Here is a 15,900-nt window from a genome sequence, read left to right as displayed (position 1 = left end):
GGCCACGGACCCGGACCCGGACCCGGCCACGTTCCCGTCTCCGGGACTGCCTGCCGGCGCCTGGTGTCCGTCAGGCATGGATGTGCGGATGCCAGCGGACGGGCTCGTCGCACAGCTCGACGATGTTGCCCTCGGGGTCCATGAGCTGGGCGACCCGCCAGCGCGGCGTGTCCACCCCGTCGATGACGACCGGCGCGATGTGGATCGGCTCGACACCACGCTCGGCCAGCTCCGCGAGCTCCGCGTCCATGTCGTCGACCTTGAAGGTGAACAGGACCTGGTTGCGCTCCCAGCCCCTGAGCGGCGGGTTCGCGGACGGGCCGTTGTCGTGCCGGCCGATGAGCACCAGGATGCAGGGCCCGGTGTCGAACACCGCCGACTGCTCGGTGGTCGACAGGACCTTCAGGCCCAGGCCGTCGCGGTACCAGGCGGTCATCGGGCCGATGTCGTGGGTCCACACGAGGTTCCAGCTGATCGCTCCGAGTGGCATGCCGTGTGGCCTCCTTCGAGAAGTTCGGGGACGGGGGCGGGGGCGGACGGGCGCCGCGGACGCCGCGGACGCCGCGGGTGCGGCCAGGCGACGTCGGGCGGCCTCAGCCGACTGCCGCGACACCGCCGTCGACGACCAGGGCCGCGCCGTGGACGAAGTCGGACGCGCCCGACGCGAGGTAGACCGCGGCGGCGCCCATGTCGACGAGCAGCCCGTTGCGGCGGGCCGGTGTCGCCGCCGCCGACTCCTCGGCCGCACCCGGCCGGTTCAGCAGCCAGTTCGTCGGGGTCTGGATGCTGCCGGGCACGAGGCAGTTGACGTTGATGCCGTGCGGCGCCAGCTCACCGGCGAACACCTTCGTCAGATGTTCGACGGCCGCCTTGCTCGCCCCGTAGACCGACGAGCCGGGGAAGGCCCGCCGCCCCGCGGTCGAGCTCACCGTGATGATCTTCCCGGGGCGGCTGTCGGCGAGGAAGTACCGCGCGGCGGCCTGGGCGCTGAAGAAGGTGCCCTTGAGGTTGAGGTCGATCTGGGCGTCGAAGTCCTCCTCGGTCACCTCCACCAGCTCGGCGGGGCGGAACACCCCGGCGACGGTGACGAGAATGTCCAGCGCCCCGAAGTGGGCCACGGTCGCCTCGACCACGGCGGTGTTCGCGGCGACGTCCAGGACGTCCACCTGGATGCCGGTGACCCGCTCCGCTCCGGGGGCGGCCAGGCCGGGGGCTGCCGGGCCGGCGGTGCTGGCGAGATCCTCGACGACCGCGTCCATGCGGGCCTTGTCGCGGCCGGCGACGACGACCCGCGCGCCGGCGGCGAGGAACGCGCGGGCGATCCCGATGCCGATGCCCTGGGTACCGCCGACGACCAGCGCCACCTTGCCGGCCAGCAACGCGCCGGGCAGCGGCACCGCGGCGGCACCCGTCCCCACGGCGGGCGGAGCGGATTCGACGGCGGTCATCAGGACCGGCCCCGGGTCGGGTTGCGCCGACTACGCGGGCTGACGAGTTTGTCGGGGGTCTGGATGTCGCGGGCGTGCTCGCTGAAGAACTTCCGGAACATGGTGATCTCCAGGTCGGGCCGGTAGAGCCGCTCCCGGTCCCAGCCGTTCTCCTTCTCGTAGAAGGTCTGCATGCTTTCCCGGGCCTTGTTGTCGTCGATGAGGAATTTCTCGACGGTGGGCACGTACCACTCGGCGTGCCCGGTCTCGCCCTGCCAGGCCTGCGCCTCCTCCTCGGTGGCACACGATTTCGCGCCGATCATGAAGGAGCGGGTGTGGTTCTCGTCGATGGGGACCAGCCAGTCGAAGGTGATCATGTCGGAGGGGAAGTTCACCGTCTCGTTGCACGACGGCAGCCAGATCCCGACCTCGATCGGCGGCATGGCCAGGAACGAGGCGATCAGCTCCTCGCGGTCCTTCCCGACCGCGGCGGGCGCGGTGTAGGTGGTGTCCGGACGGCCGTTCCTGCCCGGGATGACAGCGGAGAAGATGAGTTCGGTGGTCGCCGTGCAGCGGGAGAACCCCTTCGGCCCGGGGGCGTCGACGACGTAGGTGACCTCTCCGGCCTCCTCGCCCTTCTTCGCCACGTAGCCGAAGGTCATCGGGAATCCCGACTCGATGACGTAGGGCGACCAGTTGTGGATGAAGTGGTGCCCCGGGTCGAACGAGTTCTCCAGCGCGAGCCGCCAGTTCGCCCGGATGACGGTCGGTTCGCCGTAGTGCATCACGGTGTCGGCGGCCAGGAAGCTCGCCGGGACGTCCGCTTCGAGCGGCGGCGGCTCGCGGTCACCGATGTACACGAAGACGAGGCCCTTGGCCTCGACGATCGAATAGGCCCGCACACCGGTCCTGCCGGCCAGCGCGCTGTCCGGCTCGTTCAGGATGCAGCGCAGGTCGCCGTTCTCCATGTCGAAGGTCCACGTGTGGTACCAGCACGTGATCGTGTCCTCCGACAGGACCAGCGGCCGCTCGGAGAACCGGGTGCCGCGGTGGGCGCAGCGGTCCTCCACCGCGTAGAGCTTCCCGTTCTTGCGGACCAGCAGGATCTCCTCGCCGAGCATGGTCACCTTGTGGGTGCCGCCCTCGGGGAGCTCGCTGGCCAGGGCCGCCGGGTACCAGTACTCGCGCAGGCCCAGGTCCGCCTCCAGGTAGCGCTGCCAGGGCCGGGCCCGGCGCGGCGGGGCCTCGGCCCGGTCGACCTGGTCGCGGGTCTGCTCGGCGAGCTGGTTGGCCATGGCGGCCCCGGCGGCGGTCGGTGTGGCGCGGCGCACCGGAACCGACTCGTCGGCCGGGGCCTGCTCGGGAACGCTGATGCTCACGTCATCACCCCTCGTATGGGTTCAGAAGCGCTGGGTTCAAGCGCTGGGTTCAGAAGAACAGCGGCTCGTCACAGAGCTCGAAGATGTTGCCCTCGGGATCGATGAACTGGGCGACCTGGCCCTCCGGTGGCAGGCCGTCGGCGGCGACCGTCGGCGACGGACCGTGCAGCAGGGTGGCCCCGCGGCGGGTCAGCTCGGCGATGACCGCCGTCATGTTCTCGACCTTGAACGACATGAGGACGCGGTTGCGCTCCCAGCCCCGCGACGCACTGCCGCTGGCTGGGCCGTTGTCCCGGCGGGCCATCAGTTCCAGGGTGCAGCCGCCGGTGTGGTAGGCGGCGAAGTACGGCGAGGCGTTCTTCACCGGCAGGCCGAGAACACCCTCGTAGAAGGCGCGCATCGCGGCCAGGTCGTCGACGTAGACGAGGTTCCAGGACAGCGGGCCGAGCAGCGGCGCCGGCGCGGCGGGCGGGGCCGCCGGGGCGGGGCTCTCGATGGCTTCGGTGGTCACGGGTGCTCCTCGATGCGGTGACCGGCCAGGACGGTGACCGGCGCTGTGGTTCAGGACGCGGCGACGTCGCTCAGGACACGCCGGTGTGGTTCAGGACGCGCCGACCAGCGGGGCGGAAAGGCGGGCCGCGCCGTCGTCCACCCGCAGCTCGTCGACGACGAACCGGCCGCGGTCGAGGATCTGGCGGCCGTCCAGCCAGACGCTGCAGCGGCGGACGGGGACGTCGGAGTGGGCGAGGGTGAACCGGCTGCCGCCGGCCTCGTTGTTGGGGCCGGTGGAGAACAGCACGTTCCCGGCGAAGCAGCGGCCGTCCATCCCCTGGGTGGCGGAGCGGTCGAGGAGGGCGAGCGCGTTCCAGCGCGCCTTCTCGTTCAGGCCCCAGCCGATGTGTGACATGGCGAAGCCCTCGGGGTCGCCCCAGCTCTCCAGGTAGTCGCGGTAGAGCTCGGCGTCCGCGCCGGGTCCCTCGATCGAGCGGATGAACCCGTCGACGACGTCCACGGTGATCGGTGCCGTCACGTAGGTCTTGAACGGGAAGATGATGTCGCCGGCGTCGATCACCCACCGCCCGTTCGCGCTGCCCTCGTTCGGGTAGATCGCGGCGAGGCCCGAGCCCAGGTGGCCGTGCGTGCCGGGGCCGCTGGTGAGGCCCCAGCCACCGCCGGCGCCGAACTGGCCGAGGCCCATGGTGATGTCGGTGCCGGCGTCCGAGCTGATGCGGATCTCGCGGGCCGCGGTGAGCATCGCCACGCTGGCCTGGACGCGGCGGCGCAGGTCGTCCGTCGGGAACATCCGCTCGAGGATCTCCGGCGGTTCGGTGATCATCAGGATGCGGGTGCCGGCGGCGAGGATCTCCTCCTGCTCGGCCGAGTGCAGCAGGACGGACAGGTCGATCACCATGTCGGCGGCCCGCAGGGCCTCGACGACCGGGCGCAGCCCGGACAGCCCGGTCAGTCCGTACACCTCCCCCACGCCGGGGACGGTGCCGGCCGCCCGGGTGATGGAGGGCAGCATCACGGTGAACACGCGGGCGCCCAGGGAGGCGGCCGCCGCGCGGGTCGTCTCCAGGTACAGCTCCGGCGACTGCGCGTTGCCGAGCACGGCCACCGTCTCACCGGGCCGGACGTCGCAGCCCTCGAGCGCGCGGCGGAACAGAGTCGTCATGGTGCCGCCGTCGGCGGCCTGGTTGGGAACGAGCACGATGCACCTCTCACCGGTCTGGCGGATATCACCGGCGCCGCCGGCCGGGAACCCGACCGGCGGCTTGATGGTCCGTCCACGATGTTTCGCGAACTTGTCCCATCGGTCTCGGCGGCATGAAATCGTGTGCTGAAATGATCCCGGAGATTCTGTGGGAACAGGCCGTCGACGTTGACGGAATACGGCTCGGGCGGTCACTGAGACGATCCGCCGCGGGGCACCGGGATTCCAGGAATGTGCCGTACTGCTATTGGCGGCCGGGCTGTGATCCCGGGCTGGCCGACTTTCCTCGCCGCGTGCGGATCAGGCGGAGCGGATGGTGTTCCGGGTCGTTCCCACGCCTTCGATCTCGACGGTGACGACATCACCGTCGGTCAGGTACACCTTGGGGTCGCGGCCGTGGCCCACACCGCCGGGTGTTCCGGTGGTGAGCACGTCACCGGGCACCAGGGTCATGAACTGGCTGACGTAACGCACGATCTCGGCGGCCGGGAACAGCAGGTCCGAGGTGCGTGACTTCTGCATCACCTCGCCGTTCACCAGGGTACGCAGCGCGAGATCACCGGCGTCGCCGAGTTCGTCCGGGGTGACCAGGGCCGGGCCGAGCGGGGTGGAGCCCTCGAAGGTCTTCCCCTGCAGGAACTGCAGGGTGCGGAACTGCCAGTCGCGCATCGTGATGTCGTTCATCACGGTGTAGCCGGCGATCGCCGCGCGCGCCGCCGGCTCGTCCGCGAAGCGCACCGTCGTGCCGATCACGAAGGCCAGCTCACCCTCCCAGTCGACCGCGTCGGTGACCGGGGGGACGACGATGTCGTCGGTCGGGCCGATCAGCGAGCTGGCGTACTTGGCGAACAGTGTCGGGTGGGTCGGTGGTGTGCGGCCCATCTCCCGGAGGTGGGTCGCGTAGTTGAGGCCCATGCACACGATCTTGGGCGGCTGGGGCACCAGCGGCGCCAGGTCGGCGTCGTCGAGCGCGACGGTCTCACCGCCGGGCGCGGCGGCGGCTTCCTTCCAGTCCGGCCCCGAGGCGATCAGAGTGCCCACGCTCGCGTACGGCAGCAGCACGATCTCGTCGCCCTCGACGCGACCGGCTGCGGTCTGGCCGCCGGGACGGCGGACAGTGGACAGGCGCACGTTGTCTCCTCTGGTCTCTTCTTCGCGCTGGTCGTTCGGTGTTCTGGTCCTCGGGCCCTCGGACCCTCGGGTTCTGCTGCCCTACGGGGCTTCGTGCCGCTCAGCTGGTCGCGGAGACCGGGATCTGCGCGGCCGGGGCCGGGGCCGGCGTGTGGCCGGGGAAGGCGGGCATGACCTCGGCGGCGAACAGTTCGAGGGTGCGGCGGGCGTCGTCCAGCGGCGTCGCCGCGAAGTTGATCTGCATGGAGGGTTCGACGTCCCCGAACACCTCGAAGGTCGCCGCGACCTGCTCACGGACGTCCGCCGGGGTCCCGACGTAGACCTGGGCCTTGTCCTCGAGCTCGGCGAGCGACTTCTTGCGCATGCCGGTGATCATGTCGGCGTAGCCGGCGTACTGGGCCGGGCTGCGCTCCATGTAGGCCTCCCAGGTGGCGGCCATCTTGTCGACATAGTCGGCGTAGTAGACGGCGGCGTTGCGCCGAGCCCGGTCGCCGTCGGTGTCGACGAAGCAGTGAATGCCCATCTGGATCCGCTCGCTGCCGGCCGGGTATCCGGCGTCGAGGCGGGCCTGCCGGTACAGGTCGAGAAGCCCGGCGACCTTCTCGTTCGTGGACGTGAACGGGATGAACATGAGGTTGAAACCCTGGCTGCCAGCCCAGGAGAAGCTCTCCGGGGTGGAGGTCGCCGCGATGAACACCGGCGGGTGCGGCCGCTGATAGGTCAGGGGCAGCATGCTCACCGGGCCGAAGCGGTGAAAGGTCCCGTTCCAGACCACATCGGTCTCGGTCCACAGCCGCAGGACGGCGGCGATGCCTTCCTGGTGCCGGGCCCGGCTGGTGTCCATGTCGACCTCGAACGCCTCGAACTCGCCGGGCAGGAAGGCCCGCGCGAAACCGACGTCGAGGCGGCCGTGGGACAGGTTGTCGAGCATCGCGAGCTGGCCGGCGAGTTTGATCGGGTGGTTGAAGGCGGGGATGTTGGCACCCGTCACCAGCCGGATGTTCTCGGTTCTGGCGGCGACCGCGGCGAGGAACGTGACCGGGTCGGGGCTGTACCCGCCGTACGGGTAGAAGTAGTGTTCGACGATCTTGACTGACGAGTACCCGAGTCGATCCGCCAGGATCGACAGGTCGAGAGCCTCGTCAAAGAACTGCGCGGCGGACTTCTCCGCTGGCGAGACCGTGGGGAAGAAGTTCACTCCGGCAAGCACCGGCACCTCCGCCTAACCATATCGTTTGTACACGTACCGATCGACGATGAATAGGGGTGACCTGGCTCCCGCCGGCGCGTCACGCGACACGGCTGGCAACACAGGACAGAACACCCGGGATTGCACGTGGATGTCAGGGCGGTTTGGGCGGCCAGGGGCATGGTTCAACCGGGTCTGGCCAGTCGAAACAATTTCTGTATACTGTGCACAATCTGACTGTCGAGCCAGTTGTCCAGCGTGGGTGGGAGAGATGAAGACGACGATCGGCGCCGCCTACCGCCCGCTGCGGCAACTTGTCGCCGACGAGTTGCGCGGCCGCATTCTGCGCGGCGAACTCACCCAGGGCAGCCGCGTGATCGAGGACCGGGTGGCCGAGGAGCTCGGCGTCTCCCGCAACCCGGTCCGCGAGGCGATCCGCCTGCTGGAGTCCGAGGGTCTGGTCGAGGTCACCCCGCGCAAGGGCGTCATGGTCACGGTGATCAGCCAGGAGGAGGCCAACGACCTCACCGAGGTCCGCGCCGCTCTCGAGGTCACCGCCGTGCGCCGGGCGGCGTCCCGCGGCATCGCACCCGAGATCGACGCCGAGCTGGAGGCCGTGCTGCGGGAGGGCGAGAGCGTCACCGAGGCGGGCGCCTACGAGCGGCTCTCCGAGCTCAACGCCCGGTTCCACGACCTGCTCGCCCGGGCCAGCGGCAACCTGCGACTCGTCGAGGTGCTGCGCGACCTGCAGAATCGTCTGCAGCTGCTGTTCGCGACCGGGGTCACCCGCCGCTCCGGCCGCGCCTGGGAGGAGCACCGCCGCATCCTGGAGGCGATCCGCGCCCACGACGCGGACTGGGCGGAGGCCGAGATGCGCGCGCACATCAACGGTGCCGCCCACCGCTACCAGACCGAGCAGCCGCCGGCCTAGCCGCCGGCGCTGACGCGAGACGCGGGCCCGCCGAACACCGGCCCGCTGAGCACGGGTCAGCATGGTGAGCCGGGTGCGACGAGGGGCCACGGGTGCTCGCGCTCGGCCGTGGCCGCCAGCTCGAGCAGCAGGTCGTCGCGGTGGTGGGCCGCGAACAGGTGCAGCCCGACGGGCAGGCCGGCCGGCCCCGTGCCGGCGGGGATGGAGATCGCCGGGCAGCCCGACACGTTCGCCAGTGCGAGCGGTCCCGGCCCCGGCGTGCCGGTCTCGGCGTCGAACGCCTCCCCCGTGGTCGGGCAGGCCACCAGGTCCACCTCGTCGAACACCGCGGCCATCGTCTCGATGACGTCGATGCGGTAGGTGTCCAGCCCGGTGAGAACCCGGGCGTCGAGACGGTCGGTGGATTCCATGACCGCACGGATCTCGTCGGTGAGCTCGTCCGCGCAGTCCGGCCAGGACGGCCCCAGCCATCGGCGGATCCGCAGCGCCGCGATCGCGGCGAACGCCTCCGACGGCCCCGGCACCACCGGCGGCGTCACCGGCACCAGTCGCAGCCCGGCGGACCGGACCAGCCCGTGCAGTGCCTGCTCCACCGCGGTGACCACGCCGGCGTCCAGCTGGGCACCGCCCAGCTCGGGCAGCCAGGCGACCCGCAGGCCCGCGGTGGGCACCATACCCAGTCCGGCCTCGAACCGGCCGGTCATCGGGGTGCTGAACGGATCTCGCGGGTCGAAGCCGACGGTCACGTCCAGCGCCCGGGCCAGGTCACGCACCGAGCGGCTGAGCGTCGTCGTGACCACCGTGAACGGTTCCAGCACCGGTTCGGGCCCGCCGGGCACGATCCGCCAGGTGACCTTCAGCCCCGGCAGGCCGCACAGCGCGGCCGGCTGACGGGTCGAGCCGCCGCCGTCCGTCGCCGTGGCCAGCGCCACGAGCCCGCCGGCGACGGCCGCGGCGCTGCCACCCGACGACCCGCCGGCAGACGCCGTCAGCCGCCACGGGTTGCGGGTGATGCCGTGCAGCCGGCTGGCGGTGTGCGCACCGCGGGCGAGCTCACTGGACGTCGTCTGCACCACCGGGATCGCCCCGGCGGCGATCAGCCGCCGGATCTGCGTCGAGTGGCGCGCGGACCGACGTGCGCGCAGCGGCACCGAGGCATCCGCCCGCGGCCAGCCGGCCACCTGTTCCAGCTCCTTGACCGCGATCGGGACGCCGCCGAGCGGCAGGCCCGGGTCCGCCGCGGCCGCTGCCCGGCGGGCCGCGTCGGCGTCGACGTAGGTGACCGCGCCGAGTCGGGAGCGGCCGACCGCGGCCAGCACCGCCTCCAGCTCGGCGACGGGGCTGTGCTCCCCGCGGCGGTAGCTCTCCACCAGCGCCGTCGCGTCCCCGGCCCAGGGAGCCTCGGTGGCCGGCGGGCGCGGTTGCGCCGCCGCCGGCCGAGTGGCCGGGCCGCCAGCAGGAGCGGGCGGGGCGGACGGGGTCGGCGGAACGGGCGGGACAGACGGGACGGACGGGGTCGGCGGGCTCAGCACGGCCCGTCCAGCTGCGACGGGCCGTAGTGCCGAAGCTCGACGACGTTGCCGTCGGGGTCCCGGATGTAGAGCAGGTCGCTGTTGCCGTGGGCGCCGTACCGGTGGAACGGGCCGCCGACGACGTCGAACACCCCGGACGCCGCGAGCTCGGTGAGGTCGCACGGCTCGATGACGACGCAGAAGTGGTTCACGTTGTGCCCGGGGCCGCCGCGGGGGGTGCGGGCGTCCAGATCGATGATCACGCCCGGTGCGACCTCGACGGAGGGGAACGGCGCGCGGCCCTCGCGCCAGGCCTGGAGGCGGTGGGTGCGCATGCCGAAGTTGTCCACCCACCACTGCACCGACCGCTCCGGATCCTCGACGTTCAGCACGATGTGGTCGAGGGCCTTCGTCACGATCGGTGGCCGGACTACGGGCAGTGCGTCGACGTGGTCGCTCACGGTCACGTTCATCCTCCCAGCTCGTCCGGACATCTCGGCTACTGTATACCGAGTTGCGGTGCAGCCCACCAGCCCCCGCAGGCCCTCGTTCACCACACATTGACCGTGTGACGTGCATGTTTCATCTAGCCGCCCCGCCTTCCCCTCACGCCCGGGGCAGGCTTACCGTATACAGTCGACGGCATAACCCAGGATTTCCCGTCCATCGAGGGTTGATCGACACCCGAAGGTGGGGGACACGTCGGATGCGGTGCGTGACGAAGGCGGGTTCGGTGGGGCGCTACGAGGAGGGCACGATGACGGTGGACCGGTCCGCGGAAATCGAGCGGTCCCGCGTGGAGTTCAGCCGCGCCCGGCGGGCCCAGGCGGCCGGGCGGCACCTGCAGGTCTCGTCCCGGCGGGCCTACGAGATGTTGCGCGCCGGCCTGCGCGCCGGGCACTTCGACCAGCCCGAGGAGCTTGCCGAGAACACCCTGGTGAGCTCGCTCGGCATCAGCCGCAACTCGGTCCGCCGGGCGCTGGCGATGCTCGCCGAGGAGGGCCTGCTCACCCGCGCCCCACGACGCGGCACCACCGTCCGACGCGGCATCGTGCAGGTGGCCGAGGGCGAGATGCTCCCCCGCGAGCTGCATGACGAGGAGAACTGGCGCCGGCTGGAGATCGAGGAGCTCGGGCAGTGCGTCGTTCCCACGACGCGGCTGATGCGCGAACGCCTCGAGGTCGCCGACACCGAGGTCCTGATGACCGAGCAGGTGTTCCGGCTCGACGGTGAGCCACTGTGCGTCCGCGCCGGCTACGTGCCGATGCCGGCGACCCCCGAGCGCTACTTCGCCGAGGTCGTCGCCATCGACCACCGTCCACCGCGGTACGAGGCCCTGTTCGAGCGCCTGTTCGACGCCACCTACGGCGGCGGGCGGGTCGTGGTCGAGGCGGTCCCCTGCGAGGAGCGCACGGCCCGGCTGCTCGGGGTCGCCGCCGGCACTCCGGTCCTGCTGCGCGAGGCGGTCGTCCGCGACAGCAGCGGACGTCCCCGCGACCTGCACTGGACGCATTTCCGCGGCGACCGGGTCGCGTTGTCCTTCGGGGTGGACGGGTCACCGGCGCCGCGGGTGGCCCCCGCGCCACGGCCGGAGGCGAACTCTCCCCGCGCCGACGTTGCCTGAACAACCGGCTCCCGGCCGGGGCGACCGCTCCGCCGAGGCCGGCCGCTCCGCCGGGGACGGCCGGTCGATTCCCCTGGTGGCGATGGTGCTGTTCGGGGCGATGACGGGGCTCGGGCCGTTCTCGATGAGCGTGCACCTGCCAGGCCTGCCGGAGATGGCGGACGACCTGGCGACCCACCAGTCCTCGATCCAGCTGACGATGACCGCCTGTGTCATCGGCATCGCGGTGGGGCAGGTCGTCGCGGGGCCGTTGTCGGATGCGGCCGGGCGGCGCAGGCCCCTGCTGTGCGCGATGGCGCTGTACGCCGTGACATCCGCTGCCTGTGCCCTGATGTGGTCCGTTCCCGCGCTGGCCGCGCTGCGGTGCGCGCAGGGAATGTTCGCCGGGTTCGGGATGACGATCGCCCGGGCCGCCGTCCGCGACCGCGCCGAGGGCCAGCGGCTGGTGCGGCTGTTCGCCCGGATGGCGCTGATCAGCGGCCTGACACCCATCGTGGCGCCGAACCTCGGCGGCGCGCTGCTCGCCGTCACCGACTGGCGCGGTGTCTTCCTGGTACTCGCCGGCCTCGGTGTCGTCCTGGCCGGGGCGAGCGCCGTCTCCGTCCGCGAGACCCTCCCGCCGGAACGGCGCGTGCCGCTGCACCCCGCCGCCACCTACCGCACGTACCGGATGATCGCCGCGGACCGGTCGTTCCTCACGTCCGCGCTGGTCGTGGGGCTCGCCTATGGCGCGATGTTCTCGTACGTCTCGTCCTCGTCCTTCGTGCTGACAGAGGCGTACGGGGTGTCGAAGACCCAGTTCGGGCTGCTGTTCGCGCTCAACGCCGTCGGGTTCATGGGCGGCAGCCAGCTCGGCGCGGCGCTGGCGGCGCGCTTCGGGTCGCCCGGCGCGCTGGCCCGGAGCCTGCCGGTCGCGGCACTCGGCAGCTCGCTGATCATGGTCGGTGCGCTGCTGCACCTGGCGGCGCTGGTCATCGCGGCGCTGTGGTTCACCGTCGCCGCGATCGGCATGTGCATGCCGGTCGCCTCCGCCGAGGCGATGCGGTCGCAGCCGGGGAACGCCGGGACGGCGTCCGGGTTGCTGGGCCTCTTCCAGTTCGCGCTCGGCGGCCTCGTCGGCCCGGTCGCCGGGGCGTTCGGTGACGGCAGCGCGCTGCCACTGGGCGCGACCATGACGGTCCTGCTCGGTCTCGCCTGCGTGCTGTGCGGCCGGACCATTCTGCGGGCCCGAACCTCCGGGCCAGCGCCGGCGACTCCCGCGGACGCGCCGGAGGCGACAACAGCCGCGCTGCCGACCGCGCTGCCGACCGCGCTGGCAGCGCCGTCGGTACTGGCAACACCGACAGCTCTCGCCCCACCGGCGACGCCCGCGACGGCGCCTGGCGCGATGCCCGGAGCGGCAGCAGGCACGGCGGCGGATGCCGCGGCCAGGCCGGAATAGATTGCGGCTCCTCCCCGATATTCACGCCGGTTTCTTCCGGCCCTGCTCCATGCCCTGGCGATCCTGGGTTCGTGATGTCCCGACTGGCCAGGCCCGTCAGGTGTCAGGTGGCGTAACCGTCCGAATCATCCTGCCGCGCAGTGCTTTCCGTAGACCTCGCCAGGCGCAAAGCACGGGTTACCGGCCCTGCCAGCCAGAGAAACACAGCTTCTCAATTATTCAGGTTCGACGCCCGTCACTCCAGGGCTTCGGGCAGCGATCGACCAGAAGGTGGCCTGCGATGACCACTGGCACCGTGATCAGCGAGAGCGCACGGCGACAGGATCTCCGCACCGAATCGGAACCGCCGATTCTCTCCGTCGAAGGACTGACGGTCCGCTATGACTCGCCACGCGGCGCCGTCGTGGCCGTCGACGACGTGAGCTTCTCTCTCGGCCGCGGTGAACGGGTCGCGCTCGTCGGCGAGTCCGGATCGGGAAAGTCCACACTGGGCCTGGCCCTGGCGGGTTTCCTCACGCAGCCGTCCGTACACATCACGCACGGCCGGCTCGAATTCGACGGGGCGCCGGTGTCGCGCACGGCCCGTACCCGGATGCCGGTGCGGACCCCGGGACTGTCGATGGTCTTCCAGGACGCGATGACGACCCTCGACCCGGTCTGGACGATCGGCAGCCAGCTCGGCGCCGTCATCCGCGCCCAGGGCTCGGCAGCCACCGCACCGGCGTCCACGGCCTCGCAGGCAGAAACACCGGCGGCCGCGGCCGCGGCATCGGGGGCGGGGGCCGGAGCGGCGCGGTCGAGGTCGAGGTCCGGCTGGCGTCGGGGACGCCCCGACCGGGCGGCGGTGCGGGAGACGTCCCGCTACTGGCTGGACAAGGTCGGTCTGCGCGACACCGCACGGGTGCTCTCCGCCCGCCCCTACGAACTGTCCGGTGGCATGCGGCAGCGGGCAATGATCGCGATCGCGCTGTGCGGCGCGCCGCGGCTGCTCATCGCCGACGAGCCGACCTCGGCACTGGACGCCTCGCTCGCCCGCGACGCCATGGAGATCCTGCTGGAACTGACCGAGGAGTCGGGCGCCTCCGTCCTGGTGATCAGCCACGACATCCTGCTCGCGCAGGAGTACACCGACCGCACCTTCGTCATGTACGGCGGACGGATCGTGGAGAAGCGCGGCTCGGCGCAGCTGGCCACGACCGCGACACATCCGTACACGGTCGGCCTGCTCCGCTGCGTGCCGACCCTCGACAGCGCCGAGCTGGACGAACTTCCCACCCTCGCCAGCGTCGCCGCCGCCGGTGCCGGTGCCGGTGCCGAGAAGGGGCGCTGAACCATGGACGCCTTCGCGCAGCTCGCGGTCACCTCCGTGGTGAAGCACTTCGGCCCCGCCCGCAACCGGCATGTCGCGGTCGACGACGTCAGCCTGACGGTCGAGCCGGGCCAGCGCATCGGGGTGGTCGGCGAGTCCGGATCGGGCAAGTCGACGCTGGCGCGGATCATGGTCGGCCTCGAATCGCCGACGGCCGGGTCGGTGGACTTCAACGGCGCCCCGCTGCGGTCGCTGCTGTCGATGCGCGCCAGCCGGGTGGAGCTGCGCCGCGAGGTGCAGTTCGTCTCGCAGGACACGACGTCGTCCTTCGATCCGCTGCGCACCCTGCGGGACTCGATCCGCCAGCCTGCGCAGCGCCTGCTCGGCCTGAGCGGCCGGGACGCCGACGGACTGGTCGACGAGACCGTAGCGCTGCTGGGCCTCGCACCCGGGCTGGCCGACCGGCATCCGGCGGAGGTCTCCGGCGGGCAGCGGCAGCGTTTCGCGATCGCCCGCGCACTCGTCGTCCGGCCGAAACTGCTGGTCTGCGACGAGGTGGTCTCCGCGCTCGACGTGTCGGTGCAGGGCTCCATCCTGAACCTGCTCAAGCGGTACTGCCTGGAGTCGGGGGCGGCGCTCGTCTTCGTCTCCCACGGCCTTCCCGCCACCGCGTTCGTCTGCTCCGAGCTGGTCGTCATGCAGAACGGCCAGGTCGTCGAGCGGGGAGACACCCGGCAGGTACTGCACGACCCGCGGCACCCCTACACCCGCGCGCTGCTCGCCGCCTTCCGCGGCGGCCCGGCCCGCTCCGCGGCCTGACGGCCGCACCGGCCGACCAGACCGGACCGGACCGGGTCAGCCGATCGACCTGACCCGCCCAGACCATCCCGTCCAGAAAGGACCACCGGCACATGGAGATCCTGCGCCGACAGCGGTGGTGGCTGGGCCGCATCGTCGCGCTCCCGTTCCAGCTCCTGGTGTTCGCCGCCGTGTCGTTCCTGCTCGTGCAGAGCATCCCCGGCGACCCCGTGGCGGTGCTCACCGGCGGGCAGGCCACGGCCGAGAACCGCGCCGCCATCGAGAAGGAGCTCGGCCTGGACGGCAGCCTGCTCCAGCAGCTCCTGCACTATCTCGGTGGCGCGCTGCGGTTCGACCTCGGTGACTCGATCATGTCCGGACGTCCCGTGGCGGAGGAGTTCGGGGACCGGCTGCCGGCGACCGTCGAACTCGCGCTGATGGGCGTGCTGCTGTCGATCGTCGTCGCGGTCGGGCTGGCCTACCTGGCGGTGCAGCGCCCGACCAGCCCGGTGGCCTACGCCGTCCGCGGCTTCGCCCGGATCGCCGGCGGCCTCCCGGAGTTCGCCGTCGCCGTCGCCGCCGTGTTCGTCTTCTACGCCACCCTGCACTGGGCGCCCGCACCGCTGGGACGGCTGTCCGGCGACGTCCCGGAGGTCCCGAAGGTCACCGGGATGCCGTTCCTCGACACGCTGCTCACCCTGCGGTTCGACGCGACCTGGTCCATGCTCGGGCACCTGGTGCTGCCGGTCGGGGTGCTGATCGTCTGCCAGGCCGGGGTGCTGGTGAAGATGCTGATGGGCGGTCTGGAAGAGGCGTTGGACTCCCCGCCCACCCGGTTCCGGATCGCGGCCGGCGCCTCGCGGGCGATGGTGCTGGCCAGTGTGTTCCGCCGCGCGCTGCCGCCCGCGGTGACCACCTGCGGCACCTTGTTCGGCTACACCCTCGGCGGTGCCGTGATCATGGAGTCGATCTTCGGCTTCGCCGGCATCGGCGGGTACCTCGCGGACGCCGTGACGTCCGGCGACATCCCCGCGATGCAGGGCTTCCTCGTGATCGTCGCCGCGGTGTCGCTGCTGGTGTTCCTCATCGTCGACCTGGTCAACATGACGCTCGACCCGCGCCGGCGGCCGGGCGTGCGGGCGGAGGGGTAGTTCATGACTTTCGTCAACACCACCGGACGCCCGGATGCACCCGGCGGCCCGCAGGGCTCCCTCCCGGGCGGCGGGCCCGGCGCGGACCCCGACATCCCCACCCGGAACACGGGCACCGAGCGGACCGGGGGGAGCGCTGGGCAGCCCGGACCAGGATCCGGCGGCACCCCGGGCGGCAGGAGTTCGGCAGCACGTGGCGCAGCGTGAGCCGCAGTTCGCTCAGCCCGGCCAGGCGCGCCGCGTCCACGTAGGCGTCGGAGCGGACCCGCAGCACCTCGGTGCGCACCAGCCGGGC

General features: G+C 71.7%; 15 protein-coding genes and 1 pseudogene. 6 read left to right on the top strand and 10 right to left on the bottom strand.

The window, feature by feature from the left end; genetic code table 11:
• Nucleotides 1-70 precede the first annotated feature (70 nt).
• The 7 genes from AB1460_RS26360 to AB1460_RS26330 all read right to left on the bottom strand — a co-directional run bounded on the left by AB1460_RS26360 (nt 71) and on the right by AB1460_RS26330 (nt 6,861).
• Entirely contained in the window at nt 71-490 is a 420-nt protein-coding gene (locus AB1460_RS26360; RefSeq protein ID WP_368964802.1) for a VOC family protein, read from the bottom strand.
• 103 nt (nt 491-593) lie between these two features.
• Entirely contained in the window at nt 594-1,448 is an 855-nt protein-coding gene (locus AB1460_RS26355; RefSeq protein WP_368964801.1) for an SDR family NAD(P)-dependent oxidoreductase, read from the bottom strand.
• Nucleotides 1,448-2,806 (bottom strand): Rieske 2Fe-2S domain-containing protein, encoded by a 1,359-nt coding sequence (locus tag AB1460_RS26350; protein WP_368964800.1) that lies wholly within the window; start codon nt 2,804-2,806, stop codon nt 1,448-1,450. The genes AB1460_RS26355 and AB1460_RS26350 overlap by 1 nt, the downstream gene beginning before the upstream one ends.
• Nucleotides 2,807-2,855: 49 nt before the next feature.
• On the bottom strand, nt 2,856-3,317 hold the full coding sequence (locus AB1460_RS26345; RefSeq protein WP_368964799.1) for a VOC family protein: 462 nt from the start codon (nt 3,315-3,317) through the stop codon (nt 2,856-2,858).
• A 90-nt stretch (nt 3,318-3,407) separates the two neighbouring features.
• Nucleotides 3,408-4,517 (bottom strand): hypothetical protein, encoded by a 1,110-nt coding sequence (locus tag AB1460_RS26340; RefSeq protein ID WP_368964798.1) that lies wholly within the window; start codon nt 4,515-4,517, stop codon nt 3,408-3,410.
• A gap of 303 nt (nt 4,518-4,820) precedes the next feature.
• Nucleotides 4,821-5,651, bottom strand: coding sequence for a fumarylacetoacetate hydrolase family protein (locus AB1460_RS26335; protein ID WP_368964797.1), 831 nt, complete (start codon nt 5,649-5,651; stop codon nt 4,821-4,823).
• Nucleotides 5,652-5,751: 100 nt separating this feature from the next.
• Nucleotides 5,752-6,861 carry an LLM class flavin-dependent oxidoreductase gene (locus AB1460_RS26330; RefSeq protein ID WP_368964796.1) on the bottom strand — a complete coding sequence of 370 codons (1,110 nt, stop codon included), beginning with the start codon at nt 6,859-6,861 and terminating at the stop codon, nt 5,752-5,754.
• 250 nt (nt 6,862-7,111) lie between these two features.
• On the opposite strand from AB1460_RS26330, the gene AB1460_RS26325 reads away from it, so the two are divergent.
• Nucleotides 7,112-7,771, top strand: coding sequence for a GntR family transcriptional regulator (locus tag AB1460_RS26325; protein WP_368964795.1), 660 nt, complete (start codon nt 7,112-7,114; stop codon nt 7,769-7,771).
• A 56-nt stretch (nt 7,772-7,827) separates the two neighbouring features.
• Here AB1460_RS26325 and AB1460_RS26320 read toward each other — a convergent pair whose 3' ends face one another.
• Nucleotides 7,828-9,303, bottom strand: coding sequence for an amidase (locus tag AB1460_RS26320; protein ID WP_368964794.1), 1,476 nt, complete (start codon nt 9,301-9,303; stop codon nt 7,828-7,830).
• Entirely contained in the window at nt 9,297-9,749 is a 453-nt protein-coding gene (locus AB1460_RS26315; RefSeq protein WP_420497369.1) for a VOC family protein, read from the bottom strand. The genes AB1460_RS26320 and AB1460_RS26315 overlap by 7 nt, the downstream gene beginning before the upstream one ends.
• A 248-nt stretch (nt 9,750-9,997) precedes the next feature.
• Here AB1460_RS26315 and AB1460_RS26310 point away from each other — a divergent pair, with 248 nt between their 5' ends.
• The 5 genes from AB1460_RS26310 (at nt 9,998) to AB1460_RS26290 (ending at nt 15,605) form a co-directional block, all read left to right on the top strand.
• Nucleotides 9,998-10,906 carry a GntR family transcriptional regulator gene (locus tag AB1460_RS26310; RefSeq protein WP_368964792.1) on the top strand — a complete coding sequence of 303 codons (909 nt, stop codon included), beginning with the start codon at nt 9,998-10,000 and terminating at the stop codon, nt 10,904-10,906.
• Nucleotides 10,899-12,347: a multidrug effflux MFS transporter gene (locus AB1460_RS26305; RefSeq protein WP_368964791.1), complete on the top strand. Its 1,449-nt coding sequence runs from the start codon at nt 10,899-10,901 to the stop codon at nt 12,345-12,347. The genes AB1460_RS26310 and AB1460_RS26305 overlap by 8 nt, the downstream gene beginning before the upstream one ends.
• Nucleotides 12,348-12,627: 280 nt before the next feature.
• Nucleotides 12,628-13,677, top strand: a complete 1,050-nt coding sequence (locus AB1460_RS26300; protein WP_368964790.1) for an ABC transporter ATP-binding protein — start codon at nt 12,628-12,630, stop codon at nt 13,675-13,677.
• Between the two features lie 3 nt (nt 13,678-13,680).
• The gene (locus tag AB1460_RS26295; protein WP_368964789.1) at nt 13,681-14,475 is read left to right on the top strand and encodes an ABC transporter ATP-binding protein; all 795 of its coding nucleotides are present in this window, start codon (nt 13,681-13,683) and stop codon (nt 14,473-14,475) included.
• 92 nt (nt 14,476-14,567) lie between these two features.
• Nucleotides 14,568-15,605, top strand: a complete 1,038-nt coding sequence (locus AB1460_RS26290; protein WP_368964788.1) for an ABC transporter permease — start codon at nt 14,568-14,570, stop codon at nt 15,603-15,605.
• Nucleotides 15,606-15,618: 13 nt separating this feature from the next.
• On the opposite strand, the pseudogene AB1460_RS26285 reads toward AB1460_RS26290, so the two are convergent.
• Nucleotides 15,619-15,900: pseudogene (locus AB1460_RS26285) on the bottom strand (hypothetical protein); the annotation flags it as partial.

Source organism: Parafrankia sp. FMc2 (assembly GCF_041008525.1).
In the GTDB taxonomy this organism is placed as follows: Bacteria; Actinomycetota; Actinomycetes; order Frankiales; family Frankiaceae; genus Parafrankia.
The sequence above is the reverse complement of the archived record's forward strand: the minus strand, read 5'-3'. Positions and strand labels throughout refer to the sequence as shown.

Coding starts and splice junctions, on each gene's coding strand:
- AB1460_RS26360 (WP_368964802.1), bottom strand. CDS start 490: ATGCCACTCGGAGCGATCAGCTGGAACCTCGTGTGGACCCACGACATC.
- AB1460_RS26355 (WP_368964801.1), bottom strand. CDS start 1,448: ATGACCGCCGTCGAATCCGCTCCGCCCGCCGTGGGGACGGGTGCCGCC.
- AB1460_RS26325 (WP_368964795.1), top strand. CDS start 7,112: ATGAAGACGACGATCGGCGCCGCCTACCGCCCGCTGCGGCAACTTGTC.
- AB1460_RS26300 (WP_368964790.1), top strand. CDS start 12,628: ATGACCACTGGCACCGTGATCAGCGAGAGCGCACGGCGACAGGATCTC.
- AB1460_RS26295 (WP_368964789.1), top strand. CDS start 13,681: ATGGACGCCTTCGCGCAGCTCGCGGTCACCTCCGTGGTGAAGCACTTC.
- AB1460_RS26290 (WP_368964788.1), top strand. CDS start 14,568: ATGGAGATCCTGCGCCGACAGCGGTGGTGGCTGGGCCGCATCGTCGCG.